We start from the raw sequence: 20,518 nt of genomic DNA on the forward strand, positions 1-20,518 counted from the left end.
TGCTGCCAAGGCTGTAATCGATGCACCCTTGACGGCAATGGCGAGCCCAATGCGGCGGTAGGAGGGGTGGACAGAGGTGAACTCAGTTTCACCGCGGCCCGCATCCTGATTAATGACGGTGACGGCAGCGAGCAGCCCGTCGTGGTTTGCGCCGAATAACCGGTAACCGGATGTCCACAGGCCGAGCATGTCGGCCTCGCTGCGTCGCGGCACGGCCGTCGCCGGTGTGAAGGGATAGTCGTCATAGTTGAGTGCTTCGAGCGCGGCGACCTGAGGTGCCCAGCTGGCGTCGAGCTCCTGGATGGTGAAACCCTGTGCGGTTGCCGCGGCGACGGCCGCGGCCTGTCTCCAAAGATCGGGCGGATCACTGAGACGCAGTCGCGCTCCCCACGACTCGCCGACAACGACATAGCCGGCCTGGGTCAGTTCCTGCGCTCGTGGATCATTTGATTGGACGACGCGTGTATCCCCGGTCATCACCACAGCTTGCCAGAAGAGCACCTCGTCACCCGGCCGTGGCCAACTGAGCGCCACCGATTCGCGCTCGCACTGCCCATCCGAAAGCGGAACCCTCAACGGGATAGTGACTCCGGAGGATCCAGCTTCAGAGGCCGTGTTAGTGGAGGGATCGAAGGTACCGGCGGCGTGCGACGATCTGGACGATTCGAAGGAACGGGTAGAGAGCCCGCCAAGGTTGCTTAGATGCCGGTGCCGTGAGTGATCGGATGGTGAGGAACACGTCGTCGCCGTCTCGGTGCACGATGAATGCTTCCTCCCCGCTGACAGGATGCCCCGGAAGCGTTCGATAGGAGAATCCGACCCGCGATGCGGTCTCGATGACGGTCGCCACCTGGACGGGCTCTCGGATCATGATGCCGAAGACCCGAGCCGTGATCATCAACCTCGTGTCTGGCGATACGCGTTGCGGGACATCGACGGTGAAGCCGCTGCGGGTCTTCACCTTCCATCGGAGAACATCGCGAGAGGCGCGCTCCCAGGTCTCGCCTCCTCGCCCTATGAGTGCTGTTGTTTCGGAGCGATGGAGTGCGCTCGCCTCGTCGACCGGCCATATGGATGACTGCGGTTCAGTGCCGGGTGCGGCATTCAGTGCGGTGAGGAGGCGGTGATTACGCTGGCGAATGAGCCTGCGAAGGTAGGGAACGAGTACGACGCGTTCAGCCAACTTCCCGAAGACCGGAGAGCCGATCGTCAGCGAGTCAACCATGACGCTGGTCTTGCCTTCCCGAGTGAAGGAGTGCTCGTGGTGGAACGAACGGAACGGTCCTCGGACTTGTTCGTCAACGAAACGCACCGGTCGCTCAAGGCTGGTGATCTGTGATGTCATCGTAAACCAGACCCCGAAGTGCCTTGCGCGCCAAGTCACGGACTCACCGAGAGTGATCGACCCGTCGGTGATGCCTCCGATCGCACTCTCGCGCGATTGATCCATCGAGGCCACGTGCTGGTCGATGTTCAGAGAGATATCGAAAAGGTCCTCTATCGGCGCAGTCGTGCGTGTGACGAGGGAGAACGAGCTGGCCATCCACCAATTCTGTCAGGTGTGCTGACATCGGGCGCAGGATGAATCAGCGCACCGCAGAAACATGATTGAGAGACCCGTAGCGGGACGATCATCGGGCGGTATTTCAGTTCCTCACCACAGCGTGATCGAGGGTGCTTTCGGCTTTACAGGGTGCCCGTAGCGGAACCCTCAACGGGCACAATCTGTCAGGGAATGATGCGCTGGTCTCGGAGATCGGTGAAGATTTTCATGAACATGCTCTCCGTTTCGACGTATTCGTGGAATCCCGCGCGCCGAGCCTTTGACCCGTCGGCGAGAACGTCGTAATCCCACGCGAAGACGAAGTCGCCGAACGGCCAGGATGAGACATCGGCGTAGGGCGTCGTCTGGAGTCCGTGCCGGGTGACCATTCGATCCCAGAGGTCCTTCTTGTCGGCCATGATGTCAGTCAAGGACATGGGTAGAGGCGGTGCCACCTCGATGCCGAAGAACGCTGCGATCTTCGGCCACATGCTGCTCCAACGGAAGATGTCGCCGTTCGTGATGTTGAACGCCTGGTTGACCGTGTCGGGGTTGGTGGCCGCCCACACGGTCGCCTTCGCGAGCACTCCGGCGTCGGTCATTTCGATCAGACTGTTATACGCGCCAGGCTTTCCGGGGAAGCGCAGCGGGATGCCGAGTTCTTTACTGATCGAGGCGTAGATGGCGATCACCATTGCCAGGTTCATCGGGTTGCCCAACCCGATCCCGCACACAACGGAGGGGCGCAAGGCGGACCAGGTCCACGCCTTGCCGTTCTGACGGGATTCGAGGAACTGTTGCTGATCCACGTTGAATTCGGGCGGCATGTGGGGCGGATCGGTTTCCTTCGCCGGCGAGGAGAACGGGCCCAGGTGCGCACCGTACACCTTGTACCCCTGCATCAGGCTGACGTGTTCGAGTCCGGTCGCGACCGGTTCGATCGCATCAATCGTGTTGACGAGCATGGCGAGGTTGGGCGGCACAAGTTCCGCCCAGCTCGGACGATCCTGATACGCCGCATAGAACACGTGAGTCACGTCCGAAAGGGCGCTGAGTTTGTCGGTGGTGTCTTGCGTGTCGAGAAGGTCGACAGCGATATGTCTGACTCTGCCGGAGTCTTCACCGCCGCGTCGTGACAGTCCGATGATGTTCCAGCCGCCCTCTTCCTGGAGGTGATTGATGAGGTTTCCCCCGATCACGCCACGTGCTCCTGCCACCAATGCAGTTCGTGTACTCATGCCCGCCCCTATCGTCATATCGTGGTTTTGCGATTTAGAGAGTATCCTAACATCGGGAAATTGCAAATTTACGATATGCTGAGTTGCATGGACGTGTTATCCGAAGACGATGTCGTGCAGGCGTTCAAAGCGCTGAGCCACCCGACGCGGCTGGCTATCCTGCGATGGTTGAAAGAACCGCAGTCATTCCCGCCGCAAGACCAGCCGGCGGAAGAAGTCGGAGTGTGCCTGAAGCACATCCAGGCGCGGGCAAATGTGTCGCAGTCGACGGCGTCTCAGTTCATGGCGGTTCTCCAGCGCGCGGGACTCGTGACCAGTATCCGAATCGGTCCCTGGACGCACTACAGCCGAAATGAACCACGTATCGCGGCCCTCGGCCGCGTCATGACGAGCCAGCTCTAACCATCCAGAGAAGGCTGAGAAGGCGTTCTTCCGAGTCAGGCGTCGTCCGGGACACGGCGAGGTGGGGGTGAGCGACAATGACGAGAACGCGCATCCTCTCAATAGGCCAGATATTTGTTCGAGTTTTATCGTACTGATGGTAGGCTGCGTCCATGTCACGTGTGTCGGCCACATTCCCAGCGGATGTCTTCGGAGAGCCCGATTTTCTGCCTGAGCCTCTCCCCGAACCGGCGACCCAGTCGATCCGGCTGGAGGCCGTCTTTGGTGCTCTCTCCGAACCGCTTCGGTTGACGATCATCCAGCGTCTGCTGCTGGAGTCCGAGTCCTTTGATCACACGTGTGGCTGGTTTGGATTCGATCGGCCCAAGTCATCGCTCACCCACCACTTCAAGGCGCTGCGCGCGGCCGGGCTCATTCGCCAGCGCCAGTACGGGCTCGAGCGTCGCAGCCGAGTTCGCACCGATGACCTCAACGCCCGCTTTCCCGGTCTGCTCGAGCTCGTCGTCGCCTGGACTCCCTGACCCACGCGCACGCTAGTCGCGCTCGAGCCGGCGGTGAACGTAGACGAGAGCGGTCGTAGCGGCCGCGACCAGAATGATCGCGAAACCGGAGGCCCCGCGGGCGAGACCGATGGCGTCCACCAGAAAGCCGGTCGCCACCGGAATCAACCCGGCCGGGATGTACCCGCCAATGTTGAGCACGGAGTTCGCCTCGGCCCGCAGATGGCCTGGAATGTGCGCACCGATCAGGGTGAGCCCGCCGAGTTGACCGAGCCCCTGCCCGGCGCCGGCCAGCAACGCGGCAGCGACCAGAAACCCCGACAGTGAAGCGTTGACCGCCACGGCCAGGGAAAGCATCGAGGCAATTGTGACGACGCTGCCCAGCATGAAGATTGTGCGCACCCGCAGCCGACCGACCGTCAACTGAACACCGGTCGCGGCCAGGAACATCGCGCAGGCCATGCCGCCGGCGATAAGTGGGCTGGTGATGTTCAGCAGCGTTGACAGCAACGAGGGGCCGAGTGAGAGCACGAATGACGTTGCGGTGATTCCCGGGGCGAACACGGCGATGCCGAGGCCCACATGCATCCGGTATTCACGGGGAACCCGGGGGAGCCGCCAGGTGCGCCCCTCCCGGGCGGATTCGCTGGCGCGCACATGGTGCTGTTTGAGGGGCAGTGCGATGGCCACGATGAGGGCGGCCACCAAGATGACCAGCTCGGTCAGAAAGAGCGGCACGATTGGTGCTGCCAGAATCTGAGCGAACAGCCCGCCGAGCAGCGGGCCGAGGCCGGCGCCCAGCACCATGGCCACCGACGCGGTCAGCGATGCTTGACGCCGGCGAGTGGGTCCACCCACGTCGACCACGGCGGCGATTCCGGCCGAGACGATGACGCCGACGGAGATACCGGTCAGAAACCGCGCAAGGACCAGGACCGTGACGGAGTCGGCGACAGCGAACAGAGTGCACGCCGCAATCGCCAGCGTTAGGCCGGGGATGAGCACAGGTTTGCGTCCAAACCGGTCGGCCAGTTGACCGGCGACCAGCAGGGTCAAGAGCAGTCCGGCAATGTACGCGGCAAAGATCAGCGTCAGGGTGCCGTCCGAGAATCCGAGCTGCGCCTGCCACCGCACGTAGAGCGGGGTCGGTGAATTCGAGAGCGCAAAGACCGCGGTAACCAGTGATGCCGCCAGCAGCATCGGCAGCTGCGGCCGGTTGTCTGTGAGCCCGGGGGCGGAGGCAGGTGATTCTTCCTCGATGATGTTCATTGGGGCCTCAGATCCGTTGTACGAGTTTTATCGAACACAGCATGCTGCGAAAAAACTCGAACCGGTACGCTCGAATGCGTACCATTGCCCAAAATGGCGAGAAACACTGCGGCGCAAGTGCGTGAATCTCGGCGCCGGCGAGCTGACTGCGACCGCAACCTTGGCCTTCGTCGCCGCGGCTGTCGCCATGCCGCGTCTGGAGGACCGCCAGGATTCCGTGGCCCTGTGGGCGGCACTTGTCCCGGTGCTCACGGTTCTGGTGCCAGCCGGCGCCTACTGGTTGCTCGCGCGCAATTGGGCCGAACCGATATCGATGCCTCGCCACCGCGAGTACCCCGCGGACTCGGACGGACTGGCACTCGACATTGGCTTGGTCGACACGGCGGATACTTGACGTCATGGGATTCAATGAACGCCACCGGGAGATGTACCTGGGCGGCCGACCCGGAGCATCCGCCATGCGAGCCAATCGCACGATGGCCCGCCTCGCGGCGGCCGGCCTTACGGGATGGTGGTTGATTCGCCTTGACACCGTCAACCCCAAGTCCGGCACCAGGCTCGCCCTTCCCCTCGTGACGGCCAAAGTCGACGGTCGGCGCTACGTCGTCTCAATGCTCGGCCAGGGCGCCCGCTGGGTGCGCAACGTGCTCGCCGCAGACGGCCACGCCGTCATTCGTGCGGGCAGAAGGCGGGACGTCGTTCTGACCATGGTCGACGTGAATCTCCGGGCGCTCATCATCAAGAACTACCTTCGGCGCGCACCAGGGGGCCGGCCACATATCCCGGTCGACAAGGACGCCCCGCTCGCGGACTTCGAAGCTGTCGCGGCCGCATACCCGGTATTCGAAATTCGCCCAGCCGAACGGCGGCGCACATCGCGGTGGCGATGACACAGTGTGACCGTAAGCCGGACGTCTGCCGGCACGCGTCTTGCGCGAAACGGGGAAGCGGCTACTGATGGCGCCCAAGGTTCGCAAGGGAACCCGATACGGGACACGCGCGTTTGCGGACACGGTGGAGCTCACCCTGGCCTCGTGGCCGCCTCCGCAACATCACGCATGCGTTCGACGCTGGGGTGCCACGGGCGGCCTGGCGGGCCGGTGAAGACGAGGGTGCGCTCGAGGTGTTGGTCGAGTTCGACCATGACCAGGTTGTCGGTGAGCATGGTGAGGGCCAGGGCGGGCATGATCGCCACTCCCAGGCCGGCCTCGATCATGCCGAGCAGAGTCGTGGTCTCGTGAACCCTTTGTGCTGGGACGTAGGGAAAGCCTGCCATGGCGTGCATCGTCATGATCTGAGGCTCACAGCCACTGGCTGAGGCCAACATCGGGTCATCGGCGAGATCGCAGAGGCTGATGCGCGTCTCGCCGGCGAGCGGGTGGTCGGCGCGGAGAACGGCACGGAAGTCGTCACGAGCGAGGACGACGGCTCCGTGAGGGATCGGGTCGGGGTCGGTGAGCACGGCGGCATCCACCGCTCCCGTGTCGAGCCAGGTCTGGAGTTCATCGTCACTGCCCTCGAACAGGCGCACGTCGAGCCCGGGCAACTCCGCACGCCAGCGGCTGAGGAGTTCGGGGACGAGGCGATGAGACGCCGTCACACCAGCCGCGAGGCGAACGGTGCCCCTCGCAGCACCATGGCGGTGGAGGTCGACGGTTGCTTCGAGAGCCCGCACGCTCGCAAGGACGCTTCGGGCGTGCGCGAGAACCGCGTCACCCAGCGGTGTCGTCGCGATTGCCGGCCCCCGAACAACGAGCGGTGCCCCCGTCACTGACTCCAGTGCGGCCAGGGAGTGCGAGACGGCGGACTGGCTCATCCGCAAGGAATCAGCCGCAGCCCCGAAACCCCCTTCGTCCACCACCGAGACCAGGACGTCCAACTGCCGCAAGGTCACCAACATGGATCAATTTCGCACATGCCGGGATGCGTGAGATTCATTTGATTCATGCCCGGAGCCTAGCCGAGACTGACGGGGACGAACGGAGAAGCATGAGCATGAGCATGGGCATGAACACAGGATCTGCATCGCTGAATGGACGGGGTCTGGCCCTCGGAGCGCAATACCTGGGGGCGGCCGCGGTCTGGGGGGCGAGTTTCCTATTCATCAAGGTCGCCGTGGAGGGACTCTCCCCAGCGCAACTCGTGCTCGGGCGGCTACTCTTCGGAGCGCTCGTCCTCGCCGGCATCATGCTGGCCACCCGTCGGCGCTGGCCCCGCGGCCTGCGAGTCTGGAGCCACCTCACGGCGATCGGCGCAATCATGTGCGTGGCCCCATTCCTGCTGTTCTCGTGGGCAGCGCAATACCTGCCCTCTGGCCTCTCCAGCATCTACAACGCGACCACACCCATTGTCACGATGCTCGTCGCGCTGGCCATCCTCCCCGACGAACGACTCACCAGGATCAAGACCGCCGGCCTGTTTGTGGCCGCCGGCGGAGTCCTGCTCGTCGCGGCCCCCTGGACTGCCGTCGCCGACGCGTCCGGCGACATGTTCTTCTGGGCTCAGTTGGCCTGCCTGGGCGGAACCACGTGTTACGGCCTCGGCTTCTCCTATACCCGGCGGTTTCTGCGCGGATACCCGTATGACGCCGTCACCGTCTCCGCAGCGCAGATCGGGGCAGGAGCGGTCCTCATCCTGCTGCTCACGCCATTCATCGGAATGACCCCCATCTCGATCACACCCGGCATCGCCGTAAGCGTGATCGTCCTCGGTGGCATCGGAACGGGTATCGCCTACATCTGGTACACCAACGTCATCAACGCCTGGGGTGCCACGAACGCCTCCACCGTCACCTACCTCACCCCGATCGGCGGCGTGATCCTCGGCGTTCTGGTCCTCGGAGAAACGATTCTCTGGAATCAAATCCTCGGCGGAATCATCGTCGTCGTCGCGATCCTTGTCAGCCAGGGACGGCTCCGGCTACCTCGTGATTCCCGAGCAAAAAAGCCCAGCAGAAGACAAACAGAAGACGACTCGAGTCTGACCTCGCCACCAGCGCACCGGTGAATTCGCAGACCTCACTGATCCGGGCGTCCAAGTGCGACGTCGTGGCCGCTAGCCGAACGGCTTGCGTACGAAATAGGATTTCGACCTTCGCCTGTAGCACGCCCTCAAGAAGCGCTTTCTGACGGTTGGCCCTCTGCCGTCTGTTCAGAGTCGTGAGGCCCGCGCGACGGACGGCTTGCGATGAAGAGTGGGAGCAGTCCGTAGAGCCCTGATGCGATGGTCGCAAAGCCGGCAATCGCGTTGAAGCGAGAGGGACCCGAGAGGTCTGGACTCATTGCCGCCCACGACTGAGAAATCCATATCGTGCATGCGGCTCCAGCGACCGCGCCACACCAAAACAGAGGAACTCGCCGACTTTGTGCGTCGTTAGGGCCCTCCGGCACCAAAGTCACAGCAGCGAAGCTGACCCCGAGGAGGACGATGCCGAGTCCAACGGCGATAAGCCACATTGGAAGGACAGCAGCGTTGAGGCTGCTCAGATCGTTGCGAAGCGTAACGTTCGCCGGAAGCCTATTTGCCCACAATGCCCAGGTCGCCATCAAGACGAGGAATGGGACGTAGACTGTCCCCGCAGCCAAAACATCACGAACATGTATCGTCCGACTTTTCGTCACCATCTTGCGAGACTATCTGTGGACAGCACCCCTCACCGATGACGCTGCGTGATTTCGCGCATTGGTAAGAGCCACGAGGTCGGAATTCGATCACATCGCATGCCCGCAAGTCGGACGACTCCTGGAACGCGGTTTGCGCGAAACGGGGGAGTGGCGTGGTGCTCTCGTCTGGTCCCAATTGGGAACCCCCTGCGGGGACTTGCACTCCCTACTTACCGGCAGCGGGCCTGTGACCGTCCGTGGGTTGGCTCGCCGCAAGAATGGCGCTCTTGCGCCGTCCCCAGCGGATGAAAAGCCCCAGAGCCACGGCGACCCCAACCACAACGAGAACCTGGACTACCACCCAGAAGTTCCACCAAAAAAGAGCACTGAATTCCATGTCGACCACCCCTCGATTCGCGGACACCTGAGTGCCCTACTTAGCGCGAGCCTACGACCGCGTGGTCGTTCGGGGCAATACGCCGTCGATTGCTTGGCCAGTCCGAAGCAGCTCGCAAGACGAACCCCTTACGGCGGAGTTTGAACATGGCCGCGGAATTCCAGGTAAGCAGAAGTTTGCCTAAACGCGCCGTTCATGGCGGCGCGGCTTGAGCCGGTCCGGTGCGTCGGATGCTGGGACGAAGTCGCACGTGAATTCGCCTTCGTAGCCAAAGAGGAACCCGAAGATATCGTTTCGCACCTCGAGTCGAATTCGATAGACGTTCTCAGCGTCATCGAACGACTCGTGCAGATCGGCGCGGCCACTGAAGAGCATAGGAAATCGAAACGCGAGGGGACCCTCGTAGAAGCGCTGGGCATCAGAGCGCAAGCGAAGTGATCCGTCCCGTTCGACCGACAGGTCCAGGTCGACAGCCAGATGCTGATGAGTGCCCAAGTAATCGAGTATCTTGCCGTCACACAGGATCATGGTCGCATCGAACCGGCTTGGCCTGCGGCGGACCCGGTATTCGCGCACGAACGTGATGGTTTCCCGGCCGAAGGGGTCACGGTATGGATAGTTCTCGACGGTGAACGGCACATTCGTGCCCAGATCGGGGATGAGGATGTTACGGATCCTCCCGATGCGCAGGAACGGTATCGTCCACCAGGGTCCGCGCCTGATGTGCGCCATCGTCCCGCGACCGATGCACCCGTAGCCGGCATCGAGTCCGACCCCGAAACGACGCTGCAACATGGGGTGCAAACGGTCGAAGTCAGCACCCAGTGCGTGCTGAAATATCGACGTCACGGGGCCTCCAAGGTGTGCAGAGTCACGGGGGCCTGAGTCATTGCGTTTCCATTCCTCGGGGTTCGCCGGCATCGGGAGGCTTTGGGCCGGGTCGGTCGCCAGAACGCAAGCACGGATGCCAGGGGCCACCGCTCCGGTGGGGTGCCCGTTTCAGCCCAGATCCGTAGACGGTCAAAGCTCCACGCCGTTATCCAACCGATGAGGCGGCGCATGACTACCCTGTCGACCAATCGACCCCAACCGGGCTCATAGTTGAAGCCGGTGATGAAGGTCGTCCCGGTTGCCGTGGGAAGGTAACGCCAGTAGCCCCGACCTGCCCGGAGCGGCGACACCCTGTCGCTGGTCGTAAACCGAAGCGCCGAGGTGCGTGTTCCGTCTGGTCGTTGTCGCTCTCCCAGAGAGGTACCCGTTCCCGTGATCGTGTGGAGGAGCGTGCGCCGCTGGTAGACGAAACGGTTGCCCCCGGTCGGCAGTTCGGCGACGGGTGTGATGCTGCTGAATCGGAGATCCCAGCGCGGATGCTGAGCTGGGTCTTGTGTGAGTTGCCATACTCGGTCGGCGTTGGCTTTGATCTCGATCTCCACATAGATCGCCTTGTCGCCCATGAGGCCAGCTTGCTACACCGCCCCGGCTTTGAGCCGGCCCTGACACGCGTGTCCGATTACAACCTTGGGCGGGCGCAGTTACTCTGCGGGCGCGCTAAGTGTTGTCAGGAGCGCTGCGGGAGTCTCGGGGGAGTTGAGGGAGAGCGCGAACTGCCCGCCGTTGGTGAGGTTGACAACGACGCCAGGTCCCGTTCGAAGAATGATCGCCGACCGGCCGGGCATGAATCGGTAGCCCCAGCCGCCCCATTGCATGGGTTCCAGGGCGTCGGTGTGCACGGACTCGATCTCGTTGAGTGGGATTGTTTTCAGTGTGATGCCCAGCATCCAGGTGACGACTTTCAGCCCGCGCCAGTCCACGCTGATTCGAAGTCGTGCGAACGCCAGCATGGGGACAACCAGAGCGAATAAGACCACCGCACCAAGGATGTCTGCTCCAGCCACGTCGTCACGGGCCGAGAAAAAGAGCATGGTCACTGCGGCGGCGAGCATCGTTAGGCTCACGATCGCGAACACGGGGACCGAGACGGTTGTGATCCAGGCACCGGTCTCTGTCGGCGCAAGCACGACCTCCACTGGGGGCTGCTCTGGTTCAGCGTTCACCCACCGATGCGCGATCAGGAAGGGGATGAGGCCGTACCCCATCAACGCCATGAGAAGGAGGGGCCACGCACCGACGTGCGGTTCGGTGCTGGTTCCCGAGGTGATTATTGATCCGGCAACCATTAGCCAGGATCCGCACGCGAGGCCGGCCACGAACCCGCTCCACAGGAATGTTTTGCGGCGACCGGCGGCCGCGCGGTGACGGAGCGCGAAGGTCGCGATGAAGGCCGAAGCGAAGCACACCACGGCAAAGAGAACGATCGCGAACCCCGTCGGCCAGGTCGAACTGACCCCATCGCTGTTCCACTGCCGTGGCAGTTCGGTCGGAAGCATCTCGCGCCAGAGAAGCCAGGTCGTGACGACCACGGCGAGAGGCACCCAGAGCGTGACCGCAGCGATGACGTCACGCGCGCGTGCCCGGTCGGAACTGCGTGCATCCATAGCTAGATTCCTTCAATCAGTCGACGGATCTCCGGCTGGGACAGTCCCAGTTTCCGTGCTTCAGTGAGGAACTGTTCGGCGAGTTCGGTCAACCGCACGAAACCGGGTTCGATGTCCTGGCGGACCCAGGCTCCACGGCCTTGGCGCATCTCGATGATCCGTTCATCGCGTAGCTCGCCGTAGGCGCGGAGAACGGTGTGCATATTGACCCTCAACGCAGTGGCCAACTCGCGCGCGGGCGGAAGACGCTCGCCGGGCTTGAGCTCATCATTGAGGATCGCAGCGCGTACTTGAACAGCGATCTGCTCCGCAAGCGAAACCGTGGACGCATGATCCACCCGAAACAACATGTTCTACAGACTAATAGAACAATGCGGCACTCACTCCGGGTGCCAGTTGGGAACCCGCGTCGGGGCAGAGGCGTCTTCTTTGTCGATCGCCCTGCCCGACCTGCCAGAAGAAGCCGCCTGAGCGCCGGCAAAGCGCCGCACCGAGAGGGCACCAAGTGGCACCTCGACGCCGCCCGCATCCGACAAGCGGGGCGGACGAGTTGCGGCTCAGCGGTTGGCGACGAGGAGGTTGAGCCGCTCGCCGTCGTGCAGGATGGCCTGTTGGGGTTCGGGCAGCCGAACCGTGTTGAGGTAGCCGATGTCGTCGACCGTGATGCGCAACCGGGCGGCGACTTCCTCGATGAGATCGCCCGGAGCGACGACATACGCAACGGATGCGCCGTCGCGCGTCTCGACGATGCCGCGAGCACCACCGGTTTCGCCGGAATCGGTGGCGCGGAGGTCGGGACGCAGCGGCGCGAACGTCCACTTGATGTCGGCACGGGCAACGATGGTGGCCAGGCAATCCCCGTCGACGGCCAAGCCGTACGGTGTCGTGAGAATGACCTGATCAATGCCGGTGGGGTCGCCCCCGACGAAGCGCAGCTCTTGCCCCTCCTGGGCGCTGGTGCCGGCCCCGGCGGGGCCGAAGCTCATGCGCGGGCCGCTGTCGAAGCAGGTCCGCCCGGCGGGGAGCGGCCGAACTGCCGCCATCGCATCCACCTGGGTCTGCGTGGGCAGAACCAGATCGTGCAGCGACAGCTTGAGGAGCTGACCGTCGGAGTCGAAGCGCACCGTGCCCGTCACGCCGTCGTCGGAGGTGAATGTTCCGCTGCCGATGGTGCCGATCGGTGCCGTGGGCGCCGACCGGTCCGTTGCTGTGTCAACGTGCGACGAACCCGGCGTCGGAGCGGAGGGCCCGGCGCCGCCGACCCCTGCCGTGCAGCCGGCCAGGAGCACCAGCACCCCCGCCGCGCCGCACACCGTTGCGATTCTGCCCATAGAGCACCCCCTGTGGCGAATCTTAGCGGCGACGCGCCGCGGCCATCCCGTCCTCCACTTTCCCTGACCGCAATCCGGTCCCGCGAGGTGAGGGTGACGGTCAGCCCGTCGGGCCTTCACGGACGCACATCCGGCGCCAATTCGCTGAAGTTCCGAAGTCTCGGGGGAGTGGCATTTGGGAACCTCAAACGGGCGGATCTGCGCGCTCGTTGCTGTCGAGGAGAATCTGCTCGTGGTCGCGACCGCCGTAGAAAACGCCGATGATGGCCACGGTCTCCTCTAGGACAACAAAGGCGATCACGACCCGTTTCCGAAAGCCAATCGTCCGCAACCCTGGGCGGAGGTCTTCCCGCGCCACACCGCGATAGGGGAAATCGGACAGGGCTTCGCAGAAAGTGACAATCGATTCAGCGAAGCCCGCAGCGTTGGCGGGAGAGCCGGCGTCGGCGATGAAGTCGTAGAGGTCCTCGAGTTGTTGCAGTGCTTCGCGCCGGAATACGACCCGATAGTGGGTCACTGCTGGTCGGCGTGCTTCGCTGAAAGCCGCGCACGCACGTCATCGGCGCTGACCACGGCGGAGGGATCAGCCACGAGCGCGTCATAGGCGCTGACAACCTCCTCGCGAAGCCAGGATTCGAGCACCTGGTCTCGTGCGAACAAGGTGCGCAATCCGTCTCGGATGACTTCGCTCTCACTTGCGTACGCACCTGAACTCACTCGCTGGCGCAAGGCGTCGGCCATCTCGTTCGGAAGGGTGATGCTCAGTTGCCGTGTCGTGCGCATGGTCGCTCCCAGTGTCGGTGTCGGTGTCGGTAGGACTAAATCCTATCCGAATACGGTTGCGCTTTTGAAGTGAATTCGGGAGAAGGATGAACCGCACTCGCCCCTGGCAACGGCCAATCCCTTGGCCGATGGCCCGTTACAGGAACGGTCAGCGGGAACGTACTGTCGGCGTGTCTGTCGAGCCCTCGCGCAATTGTCCAACAAGCCGTTGGACAAATGTCCCACAAGCTGTGGGACATTCCGCAGGCTGAAGTTTTGTGACCGTCAGAAGCCGAACGTCTAACGCACTGTGACCGCTAACTCGCCCGAAGACGCATCCAGATTGAATCCAGCGGATTAGATGGCACCGATTCCGCTTCGAACCCCTGCGATGCATAAAAGGTGCCGGCCGGAGTATTTGCGGCGACGTATTCCGTGACGAGTGGTCGGTTTCGTTCTTCCGCAAGTCGGACGACGGCTTGAAGAAGTTGCTTGCCGACGCCTTGGCCTTGCCATTGCGGAAGGACGTAGAGCTTCCACATGACGAGGTCGTCGCCAAGCACACCCACTTCGCTCACTCCCACAATGTCGTTTCGGTGAGTCGCCACAAGACAGTCGTTGGCCGCGATCGATGGGAGGAGGGCTTCGCGACTCCACCACGTGTCTAGATTCTCGACGACGTATTCAGCGCCAGCGACGGGCTCGTATGTGGAGGGCCATGTTGCGAACCCTACGTACCTGAAAGCCGCCAAATCTAGTTCCGTCGCTGTGCGGATCTTCGTCTCCATCCGGTAAGTATCCAGTTGCCGGTAGCCAAACCGCAATTCGAGCAATGACCCGGCAACGGCTGATTTGTGCCGTGTGATGCCGGGCAACACAATTGGCGCATGACGAATGAATGGCGCCGGATCATCGCAGCACTCGCTAATCCTGACCGCCGAGCTGTCTGGGCTGCCACGGTCCTCGACTCTTCTGCAGACCTGTCGGACGTCAAACGTGCAAAGGCCGTCACCGCTCTGCGTGATGCCGGCCTCCTTGATCAAGAGGGGAACGCCGTCACCGCCGTGTTCAACGAACTGTTGGCGATTGAACCTGAGGTGCGTCGTGAAGGCATCGATCGCTTCATTCGGAATGGGCGAATCGAGCAGTACCCCGCGAAACCGTCACTTCGCCACGAACTGCTTGAGTGGGTCGCCGGGGCGCTCCCGGCAGGGCAAAGGATGACGGAACGCGAGCTTGGCGACCGCCTCGCGCTGGTTGCCGACGATGTCGTGACTCTTCGCCGGTACCTCGTCGATGCCGAAACTCTCATGCGCACGCCGGACGGCGCGGTGTACGAAGTCCGGCAGCGCTAACCACGGAAGCCGGACCCCTTACGGATCGCTGGAGCGATTCCAACGTCTGCAGGGGAGAGACCTGCGAGACTCACCGCATGGTTGTACTTGTCGTGTTGGCCCTCAGCGGGTGTTCGATGGTGTTGGCGCCGGCGAAATACCGTCGGCTACTGGCATGAACCGCCCAGCTTGGATGAGCATGATCCCTGTGACCGCAGCGGGAGTCGTCGCCGCCGACCTTTACGTCATCGTTGTGGTGATCGCATCGGGCGACGACGCGTCGTTTCTGGCCTTTGGCCTTGCTCTGGCCAGCGGAATCGGCCTCGTGGGCTCAGCCATCGGATTCGTCCCCGCTCGCCTGGTGCGCACAAGCCGGTTTGGGCGAGTTGCAGTTGCAGGCGTGTCCACATTCCTCGCAACCCTGGCCGTAGGGAACCCGCCGGGTCTGATCGGCGTTGCCGGACTCGCTGTCGTCGTGGCCGTTGCGACGGCTGGAGCGCTAGCTCTCATCGAATGGCGCCAATCCCGAACAACCGGGACCCAACCACACTGAAGCCCAGCCCACAGCGTTCGATAGTCGGACGTTTCCCGGCACGGGTCTTGCGCGAAACGGGGGAGCGGTTGCTGATCAAGACCAGGGACCGCAAGGGAACGATAAGCGGCCCTCAGCGGAGAGCATTTCCCATTGCGGCTTCGCCCGCTGTCGTCATCAATCCTTGAGCCTTGAGCATTTCAAACAGCCGCTTGTTGCGTTCCGATTTGGTTCCCCGGGTTCGGCGTGGCGTGAACTTCTGGAGAAACGTCTGTGTGTCGCCCCGGTGTCGCATTGACTCGCTCCAGCCAAAGCACAGACCTTCCTCCAGGAGGTCATGAAAGCTGATGCTGCGAAGTGGTGCACCAGATCGTGCGAGCTGAACCCAGATCCCGGATGAACGAGCGTGTTCCCGTTGGAGCCAGCCGCGAAGCGCTTCCCGGTTTTCGAAAGCGACCACGGGTAATCCATCGTGGACGATCTCCGCAGTCAATACTTGGTCCAAAAAATTGGCGTTCTGGTCAGATCGCTCGTCCATGACGCCGACGATAGCAGCGACCTCTGGTAGTGCCCCAGAGACCACGGAGGCCTCCTATCTCTCCACGGGAATTGATTTCGAACCCCGTATGGCGCCGACCGGTCCAGTAGGGGAAGGTCGGACGGCGCAACGTTTCGCGGTGACAACCGGAGACCGACCAAGGATTGCGCTCAGCGTTGGTCGGAGTCGCGTCGAAGGATATCGATACCCTCCGAGTCGACGTGAAACCGTACCTCGCCGGTAGCAACGTCAACCGACGCCCTTACCGGCACCCGGTGAACTGCGTTGATGCGTTTACCAGCCGAGATTTCGACCGGCCACACGCCAGAAGCGAAAACGCTCAACCCGCTGAGCTGTGAATTCTCCATGCGGTCATCCTTCCACGACGCCAACTCAGAAGACGTCAGCAGCGCCCGCAAGCCGGACGATCAGCGGACGGTACTTTCCGCCCTCGCGAGAGGGCGCTCAAGGCCACGTTTCGACCGGTTCGGCCGCCCGTAAGCCGAACCCTCTACGGGACATAACTGACTTGAAGTCAGGCAGTCGAGGAGGGTCGACTACCTGTACTCTCTGGGCGGGGCTCCCCGCCCGCCGTCCCGCCGGCTGGCTAGTTCGCCTTGTTCGAATTGTTGGTTCAGACGCGCGGCCCGCGTCGAAGGGTGGTCATTCAATCGATGGGCGTCATTCGAATCGCTCGCGAACCCAAGTTGGTTGTTTTTGGGGCTATCGGGATTCCGTCACCAGCAAGCACGCGTCAAGAAATACCGACCGTTCAGTGGACGCCGCCTGGTGTCCCACCGCGTTCTGGGGGTACTGCATGCGACAGCCACCTCGATATGCTCTCACCAATCGTTCGGGGGGAAGACGCAATGATGCATGCAAGTCGGGGAATGTGGTTAGGCCGAAGAAGGGCCCTCGTTGTTGGTACAGTGCTCGGCGCGATATTGGCGAGTTCTGCGCTGTCGCCGCCCGCTCAGGCGGCCGACGACTCGATAGTTGCTGCGGCCGAGTGCGCGGCGAACACACTTCCCCGGAACGACGATAACTCCACGTCGCTGATAGGGCTGCCGTTCTCAGTCGACTTCTACGGCGAAACCTACTCGAGTCTTTACGTGAACAACAATGGAAACGTTTCCTTCGGGTCCCCGATGAGCACCTATACGCCTTTTGGGTTGGCCGATGCGAGCATGCCGATCATCGCACCGTTCTTCGCCGACGTTGACACTGGCGGCAGCGGGTCGACGCCTGTCCAGTACGGGTACGGCGAAACCATCTACGAGGGTCACGCTGCATTTTGCGTCAATTGGGTGAATGTCGGTTACTTCAGTAACCATTTTGACAAGCTGAACTCCTTCCAGCTCTTGCTGGTGTCGCGCAGCGACAAGGGGGCTGGGGCCTTCGACATCGTTTTCAACTACGACAGAATCAGCTGGGAGACGGGCGACGCGAGCGGCGGATCTAATGGGTTTGGGGGCGTATCTGCAAGAGCCGGTTTCACCAGCGGGACAGGGCAGCCAGGCAGCGTCACCGAGTTCTCGGGATCAGGTAGACCGGGTGCATTCCTCGACACCGCTGAGAACGGACTTACTCACGGGAAGTTAGGCAGCACAGTTCCGGGACGATACGTTTTCGCGGTCCGTACCGGAGGAGCTCTTGTCAACAAATACGTGGCACTCGGCGATTCCTATCAGAGTGGTGAAGGTACAAAGGATTACATCACCGGCACCGACATCGAGGGTGTAAATCAATGTCATCGATCTGAGTCGGCCTACCCCGGACTCCTGGTCAGCTCGCAAGTAGTCCAGCTAACTCTTGACTTCAGGGCTTGCTCCGGCGCGAAGATCGCAGATATGTTGCAGGACAGCGATCCGACGGGACCGCCTTGGAATGACGGGTCGTCACAGATCAGCGGACTGGATCCGACAACCCGCCTTGTCACGGTCGGCATCGTCGGCAATGACCTCGGCTTCAGCGACTTCGTGGCAGAGTGCGTCAAGCTATCGACCTTTACCTTTGACTCGTGCGAGGACAAACTCGGCACTGATCTCGAGGACCAGCTCACGTCCCTCGAATCCGGAACGATTCACCAGGATCTAGTCGACCTGTATCGACTCATCCGGGCGAAAGCCCCTTACGCCCGGGTAGTCGTCGTTTCGTATCCGCACTTTTTCCCTGAGAAAGGTGCCCGTAAAAGCTGCGGCTGGATCTTCCGCTCCTCCGACCAGATGTGGATGAACGCAGGCGTTGATCGTGCGGACGCCGCCATAGGGACGGCGGCGCGGATGGCCGGATTCGAACACGTGAACACTGCAACATCGAACGCAGGGCACGAAATGTGCACCGACGAAGAGGCCATGAACGGCGTCAAGGGCGCCATTTGGGCCGCAGACAGCGAGTCGTATCATCCAAACAAGTTGGGTCACCAGCTCATCGCCGACCGCATTGACGACCAACTCGGAATCGTAGATCCGACGATCGCGATCCTCCCGCAACAGACCATATCCAAGAAATTCACGGTCCAGGGCAAGGATTTCACGGTAAACGTCGGATGGCCCGGAAGCGACGTCAAAACCACTCTTATCTCACCATCCGGAGTCGTCTATTCGAGGGACGCCCCACACGGCGCCGATCATGGCACGGGCCCGACGTCGGAGTATTACCAGGTCACCGACCCAGAGCCTGGCGAATGGACAGTCGAGCTGTACGGCCTTGATGTCGCAGAGAACGGCGAACCTGTGACGCTCGACGCTTACGACGAGCAACCGATCAACAAATTGCCGTCCGCCGCCATCACCGTCACCGGGAGCGGAGACACATTCACATTCGATGCCAGCAGATCGACCGACTCTGACGGAAGGGTCACCGCGTACACCTGGGACTTTGGCGATGGTGAAAGCATCGACGGACAGCGGGTCACCCACACATTCACCGAGCCGGGCAAGTATCGTGCCTCGCTCGTTGTAACTGACGACAAGGGCGGACAAGGGTTCGGAATCGCAAACACCGCCGTCGAGCCAAGCCATGCGGCCGTCACGTCCCACTCCACTACGACACTGACAAATCAACTCAACATCGCAAAGGGAGACGTCTCGATCGATGGAGACGTCAACTGCAATTCTGATGTCCACATCGCCGGAGCTCTCACCGCAACGGGGAAGGTGTACTTGACCAACAACTGCACGATCGACGGGAAGGTGATCGCCGGCGGAACTGTGTCGATGGACTCACTGGCAAAGGTTGGCGGAGCAGTTATTGCTGGTGGCGATGTGAAGATGCAGTCGACCGCGCGAGTCGCCGGGGACATCACCGCCACGGGAGCCTTCATCAGCATCGATGGAAAGACGGCTTCCTACCTGAAGTCGGCTGGAATCGTGGGCGGACTAATCGCTGAGAACGCCACCGCCGCCGCCGTCTCGATCCCATCTCGCGAGGTCGCAACCTACGACGCCAGCGAATGGCCTGGGTTCGCTCCGACTACATGGGCGAATTGGATGAACTCTACCGCGCGCGCAAACTCTGCCCCGTCCTGGTCACCGGCTCTTACATCAACCCCTGGATGCACCATGGCATCCTGGAACTCAAGCGTGAATGGCATCCGCACAACAGTGCCGGGCAACACTCTGATAGACGGGCGGAAGTCGGCAACGAACTGTGCGGCGATCAAGCTGCAAGGAATGACCGTGGACCTGAAGGGAGACCTCACGGTCTACGCGGATTCCTTCGAGACAGTTAATGGAGCGCGCTTCGTTTCTGCCGACGGAGCCGCGCACCTGGTCAGCATAGTAGTGCCGGGGGCTAGCGCCTGCTCGTCGGCCAACAGCATCAAATTCTCCGCAAACACCAACACCGACGACCTCGTCTCGCTTGTGCTGAAGACGCCGGGCCGTGTAACCATCAACGGAACCGCGACCCTGAATGCAGTTGTCGACAGCGGCTGCTTCGCAATGTCCGGCAAGGTGACGGTCAAGAATGGTTGAAAAACGCCCGCCCATTAAATCCAAGCTGATCGCGCTAAATCTAGTCTGGACAATCCCGCTAGCCGTCGCTCTCGGTTTCATTCTCGTCGCCTACGCCCGTCTCGACCGTTGTGGAATTGTCGAATGCCTGGGGGACCCCGGAGGATTCCTGTCGCCGTCAGCACCGATCGCGATCATCGCCGCGGCCGTCAGCTGGGTGCTCCTGTTCGCCGCCATAGTGGCGGTACCGTGGGTGCGCCCTTGGTGGCGACGAGCCCTTGTCGGGGCAGCTGCCGGCACCATTCTCGCGGCAGTTTGGCTGTACTTCATCCTTTTCACCCGGCTCCCGCCGTCGTAGCTGCGCGTGGCTACCGATCAACCGTTCCGCTGAACGCGTGTCTGAATGATTCGCCCGCAAGCCGGACGGTCAGCGACGCAGGTCGAGCGCGAAAGTCGCCATCCCAGGGTGGGGCACGTCGCGTGTCACAAGGGAACCCTCAGTGGGTCTTGAAGAGTTCGATCTCGGGTGTTGGATCGCTTCTGAGGCGCGCATGGGTTTCGACGTCGTAGCGCTGGTGTTCGTACTTGAGCTTCTGGCGTTCGATTCCCTCTGGTGCGA

Annotated in this window: 22 protein-coding genes and 1 pseudogene; 9 read left to right on the forward strand and 14 right to left on the reverse strand. The window is 62.1% G+C overall.

Annotated features, from left to right (window positions below; genetic code table 11):
- The 3 genes and pseudogenes from QMG61_RS16320 to QMG61_RS16330 form a co-directional block, all read right to left on the reverse strand.
- Nucleotides 1-477, reverse strand: a pseudogene (locus tag QMG61_RS16320) (hypothetical protein); the annotation flags it as partial.
- A gap of 139 nt (nt 478-616) precedes the next feature.
- Nucleotides 617-1,543, reverse strand: coding sequence for a DUF1990 family protein (locus QMG61_RS16325; protein WP_283495399.1), 927 nt, complete (start codon nt 1,541-1,543; stop codon nt 617-619).
- A 185-nt stretch (nt 1,544-1,728) separates the two neighbouring features.
- Nucleotides 1,729-2,781, reverse strand: coding sequence for an SDR family oxidoreductase (locus QMG61_RS16330; protein ID WP_283495400.1), 1,053 nt, complete (start codon nt 2,779-2,781; stop codon nt 1,729-1,731).
- An 87-nt stretch (nt 2,782-2,868) separates the two neighbouring features.
- Here QMG61_RS16330 and QMG61_RS16335 point away from each other — a divergent pair, with 87 nt between their 5' ends.
- Together QMG61_RS16335 and QMG61_RS16340 are read left to right on the forward strand one after the other, a co-directional pair.
- Entirely contained in the window at nt 2,869-3,183 is a 315-nt protein-coding gene (locus QMG61_RS16335; protein ID WP_283495401.1) for an ArsR/SmtB family transcription factor, read from the forward strand.
- Between the two features lie 152 nt (nt 3,184-3,335).
- Nucleotides 3,336-3,704 (forward strand): ArsR/SmtB family transcription factor, encoded by a 369-nt coding sequence (locus QMG61_RS16340; RefSeq protein WP_283495402.1) that lies wholly within the window; start codon nt 3,336-3,338, stop codon nt 3,702-3,704.
- Nucleotides 3,705-3,716: 12 nt separating this feature from the next.
- On the opposite strand, the gene QMG61_RS16345 is transcribed toward QMG61_RS16340, so the two are convergent.
- Nucleotides 3,717-4,952: an MFS transporter gene (locus tag QMG61_RS16345; protein WP_283495403.1), complete on the reverse strand. Its 1,236-nt coding sequence runs from the start codon at nt 4,950-4,952 to the stop codon at nt 3,717-3,719.
- On the opposite strand from QMG61_RS16345, the gene QMG61_RS16350 reads away from it, so the two are divergent.
- A complete protein-coding gene (locus QMG61_RS16350; RefSeq protein WP_283495404.1) occupies nt 4,942-5,346 on the forward strand; it encodes a hypothetical protein in 405 nt (134 codons plus the stop codon). The two genes, QMG61_RS16345 and QMG61_RS16350, sit on opposite strands and share 11 nt — an antisense overlap.
- A 4-nt stretch (nt 5,347-5,350) precedes the next feature.
- Nucleotides 5,351-5,842, forward strand: coding sequence for a nitroreductase family deazaflavin-dependent oxidoreductase (locus QMG61_RS16355; RefSeq protein WP_283495405.1), 492 nt, complete (start codon nt 5,351-5,353; stop codon nt 5,840-5,842).
- Between the two features lie 131 nt (nt 5,843-5,973).
- Here the strand turns inward: QMG61_RS16355 and QMG61_RS16360 are convergent, their stop codons facing one another.
- Nucleotides 5,974-6,852, reverse strand: coding sequence for a LysR family transcriptional regulator (locus QMG61_RS16360; protein ID WP_283495406.1), 879 nt, complete (start codon nt 6,850-6,852; stop codon nt 5,974-5,976).
- 89 nt (nt 6,853-6,941) lie between these two features.
- Between QMG61_RS16360 and QMG61_RS16365 the strand changes: the two genes are divergently transcribed.
- Nucleotides 6,942-7,958, forward strand: a complete 1,017-nt coding sequence (locus tag QMG61_RS16365; RefSeq protein WP_283495407.1) for a DMT family transporter — start codon at nt 6,942-6,944, stop codon at nt 7,956-7,958.
- Nucleotides 7,959-9,131: 1,173 nt separating this feature from the next.
- Here the strand turns inward: QMG61_RS16365 and QMG61_RS16370 are convergent.
- The 8 genes from QMG61_RS16370 to QMG61_RS16405 all read right to left on the reverse strand — a co-directional run bounded on the left by QMG61_RS16370 (nt 9,132) and on the right by QMG61_RS16405 (nt 14,327).
- Complete coding sequence (locus QMG61_RS16370) at nt 9,132-9,800, reverse strand: DUF4166 domain-containing protein (protein ID WP_283495408.1); 669 nt, start codon at nt 9,798-9,800, stop codon at nt 9,132-9,134.
- On the reverse strand, nt 9,797-10,405 hold the full coding sequence (locus QMG61_RS16375) for an SRPBCC family protein (protein ID WP_283495409.1): 609 nt from the start codon (nt 10,403-10,405) through the stop codon (nt 9,797-9,799). The genes QMG61_RS16370 and QMG61_RS16375 overlap by 4 nt, the downstream gene beginning before the upstream one ends.
- Before the next feature lie 78 nt (nt 10,406-10,483).
- Nucleotides 10,484-11,446 (reverse strand): hypothetical protein, encoded by a 963-nt coding sequence (locus QMG61_RS16380; RefSeq protein WP_283495410.1) that lies wholly within the window; start codon nt 11,444-11,446, stop codon nt 10,484-10,486.
- Between the two features lie 2 nt (nt 11,447-11,448).
- Nucleotides 11,449-11,796 (reverse strand): GntR family transcriptional regulator, encoded by a 348-nt coding sequence (locus tag QMG61_RS16385; RefSeq protein WP_283495411.1) that lies wholly within the window; start codon nt 11,794-11,796, stop codon nt 11,449-11,451.
- A gap of 207 nt (nt 11,797-12,003) precedes the next feature.
- Nucleotides 12,004-12,777, reverse strand: coding sequence for a hypothetical protein (locus QMG61_RS16390; RefSeq protein WP_283495412.1), 774 nt, complete (start codon nt 12,775-12,777; stop codon nt 12,004-12,006).
- A 184-nt stretch (nt 12,778-12,961) separates the two neighbouring features.
- A complete protein-coding gene (locus QMG61_RS16395) occupies nt 12,962-13,294 on the reverse strand; it encodes a type II toxin-antitoxin system RelE/ParE family toxin (protein ID WP_134172760.1) in 333 nt (110 codons plus the stop codon).
- Entirely contained in the window at nt 13,291-13,560 is a 270-nt protein-coding gene (locus QMG61_RS16400; protein WP_134172761.1) for a ribbon-helix-helix domain-containing protein, read from the reverse strand. Before QMG61_RS16400 ends, QMG61_RS16395 begins: the two co-directional genes overlap by 4 nt.
- A 296-nt stretch (nt 13,561-13,856) precedes the next feature.
- On the reverse strand, nt 13,857-14,327 hold the full coding sequence (locus QMG61_RS16405) for a GNAT family N-acetyltransferase (protein ID WP_283495413.1): 471 nt from the start codon (nt 14,325-14,327) through the stop codon (nt 13,857-13,859).
- Between the two features lie 99 nt (nt 14,328-14,426).
- On the opposite strand from QMG61_RS16405, the gene QMG61_RS16410 reads away from it, so the two are divergent.
- A complete protein-coding gene (locus tag QMG61_RS16410; RefSeq protein ID WP_283495414.1) occupies nt 14,427-14,894 on the forward strand; it encodes a DUF2087 domain-containing protein in 468 nt (155 codons plus the stop codon).
- Nucleotides 14,895-15,048: 154 nt separating this feature from the next.
- Entirely contained in the window at nt 15,049-15,426 is a 378-nt protein-coding gene (locus tag QMG61_RS16415) for a hypothetical protein (RefSeq protein ID WP_283495415.1), read from the forward strand.
- A gap of 112 nt (nt 15,427-15,538) precedes the next feature.
- On the opposite strand, the gene QMG61_RS16420 is transcribed toward QMG61_RS16415, so the two are convergent.
- Nucleotides 15,539-15,943 carry a YdeI/OmpD-associated family protein gene (locus QMG61_RS16420; protein WP_283495416.1) on the reverse strand — a complete coding sequence of 135 codons (405 nt, stop codon included), beginning with the start codon at nt 15,941-15,943 and terminating at the stop codon, nt 15,539-15,541.
- Nucleotides 15,944-16,812: 869 nt separating this feature from the next.
- On the opposite strand from QMG61_RS16420, the gene QMG61_RS16425 reads away from it, so the two are divergent.
- Both QMG61_RS16425 and QMG61_RS16430 read left to right on the forward strand, forming a co-directional pair.
- The gene (locus tag QMG61_RS16425) at nt 16,813-19,920 is read left to right on the forward strand and encodes a nidogen-like domain-containing protein (protein ID WP_283495417.1); all 3,108 of its coding nucleotides are present in this window, start codon (nt 16,813-16,815) and stop codon (nt 19,918-19,920) included.
- Nucleotides 19,913-20,257: a YhjD/YihY/BrkB family envelope integrity protein gene (locus tag QMG61_RS16430; RefSeq protein WP_283495418.1), complete on the forward strand. Its 345-nt coding sequence runs from the start codon at nt 19,913-19,915 to the stop codon at nt 20,255-20,257. The genes QMG61_RS16425 and QMG61_RS16430 overlap by 8 nt, the downstream gene beginning before the upstream one ends.
- The last annotated feature ends 261 nt before the right edge of the window (nt 20,258-20,518 follow it).

The organism is Cryobacterium sp. PH31-AA6 (assembly GCF_030063195.1).
Lineage (GTDB): Bacteria > Actinomycetota > Actinomycetes > Actinomycetales > Microbacteriaceae > Cryobacterium.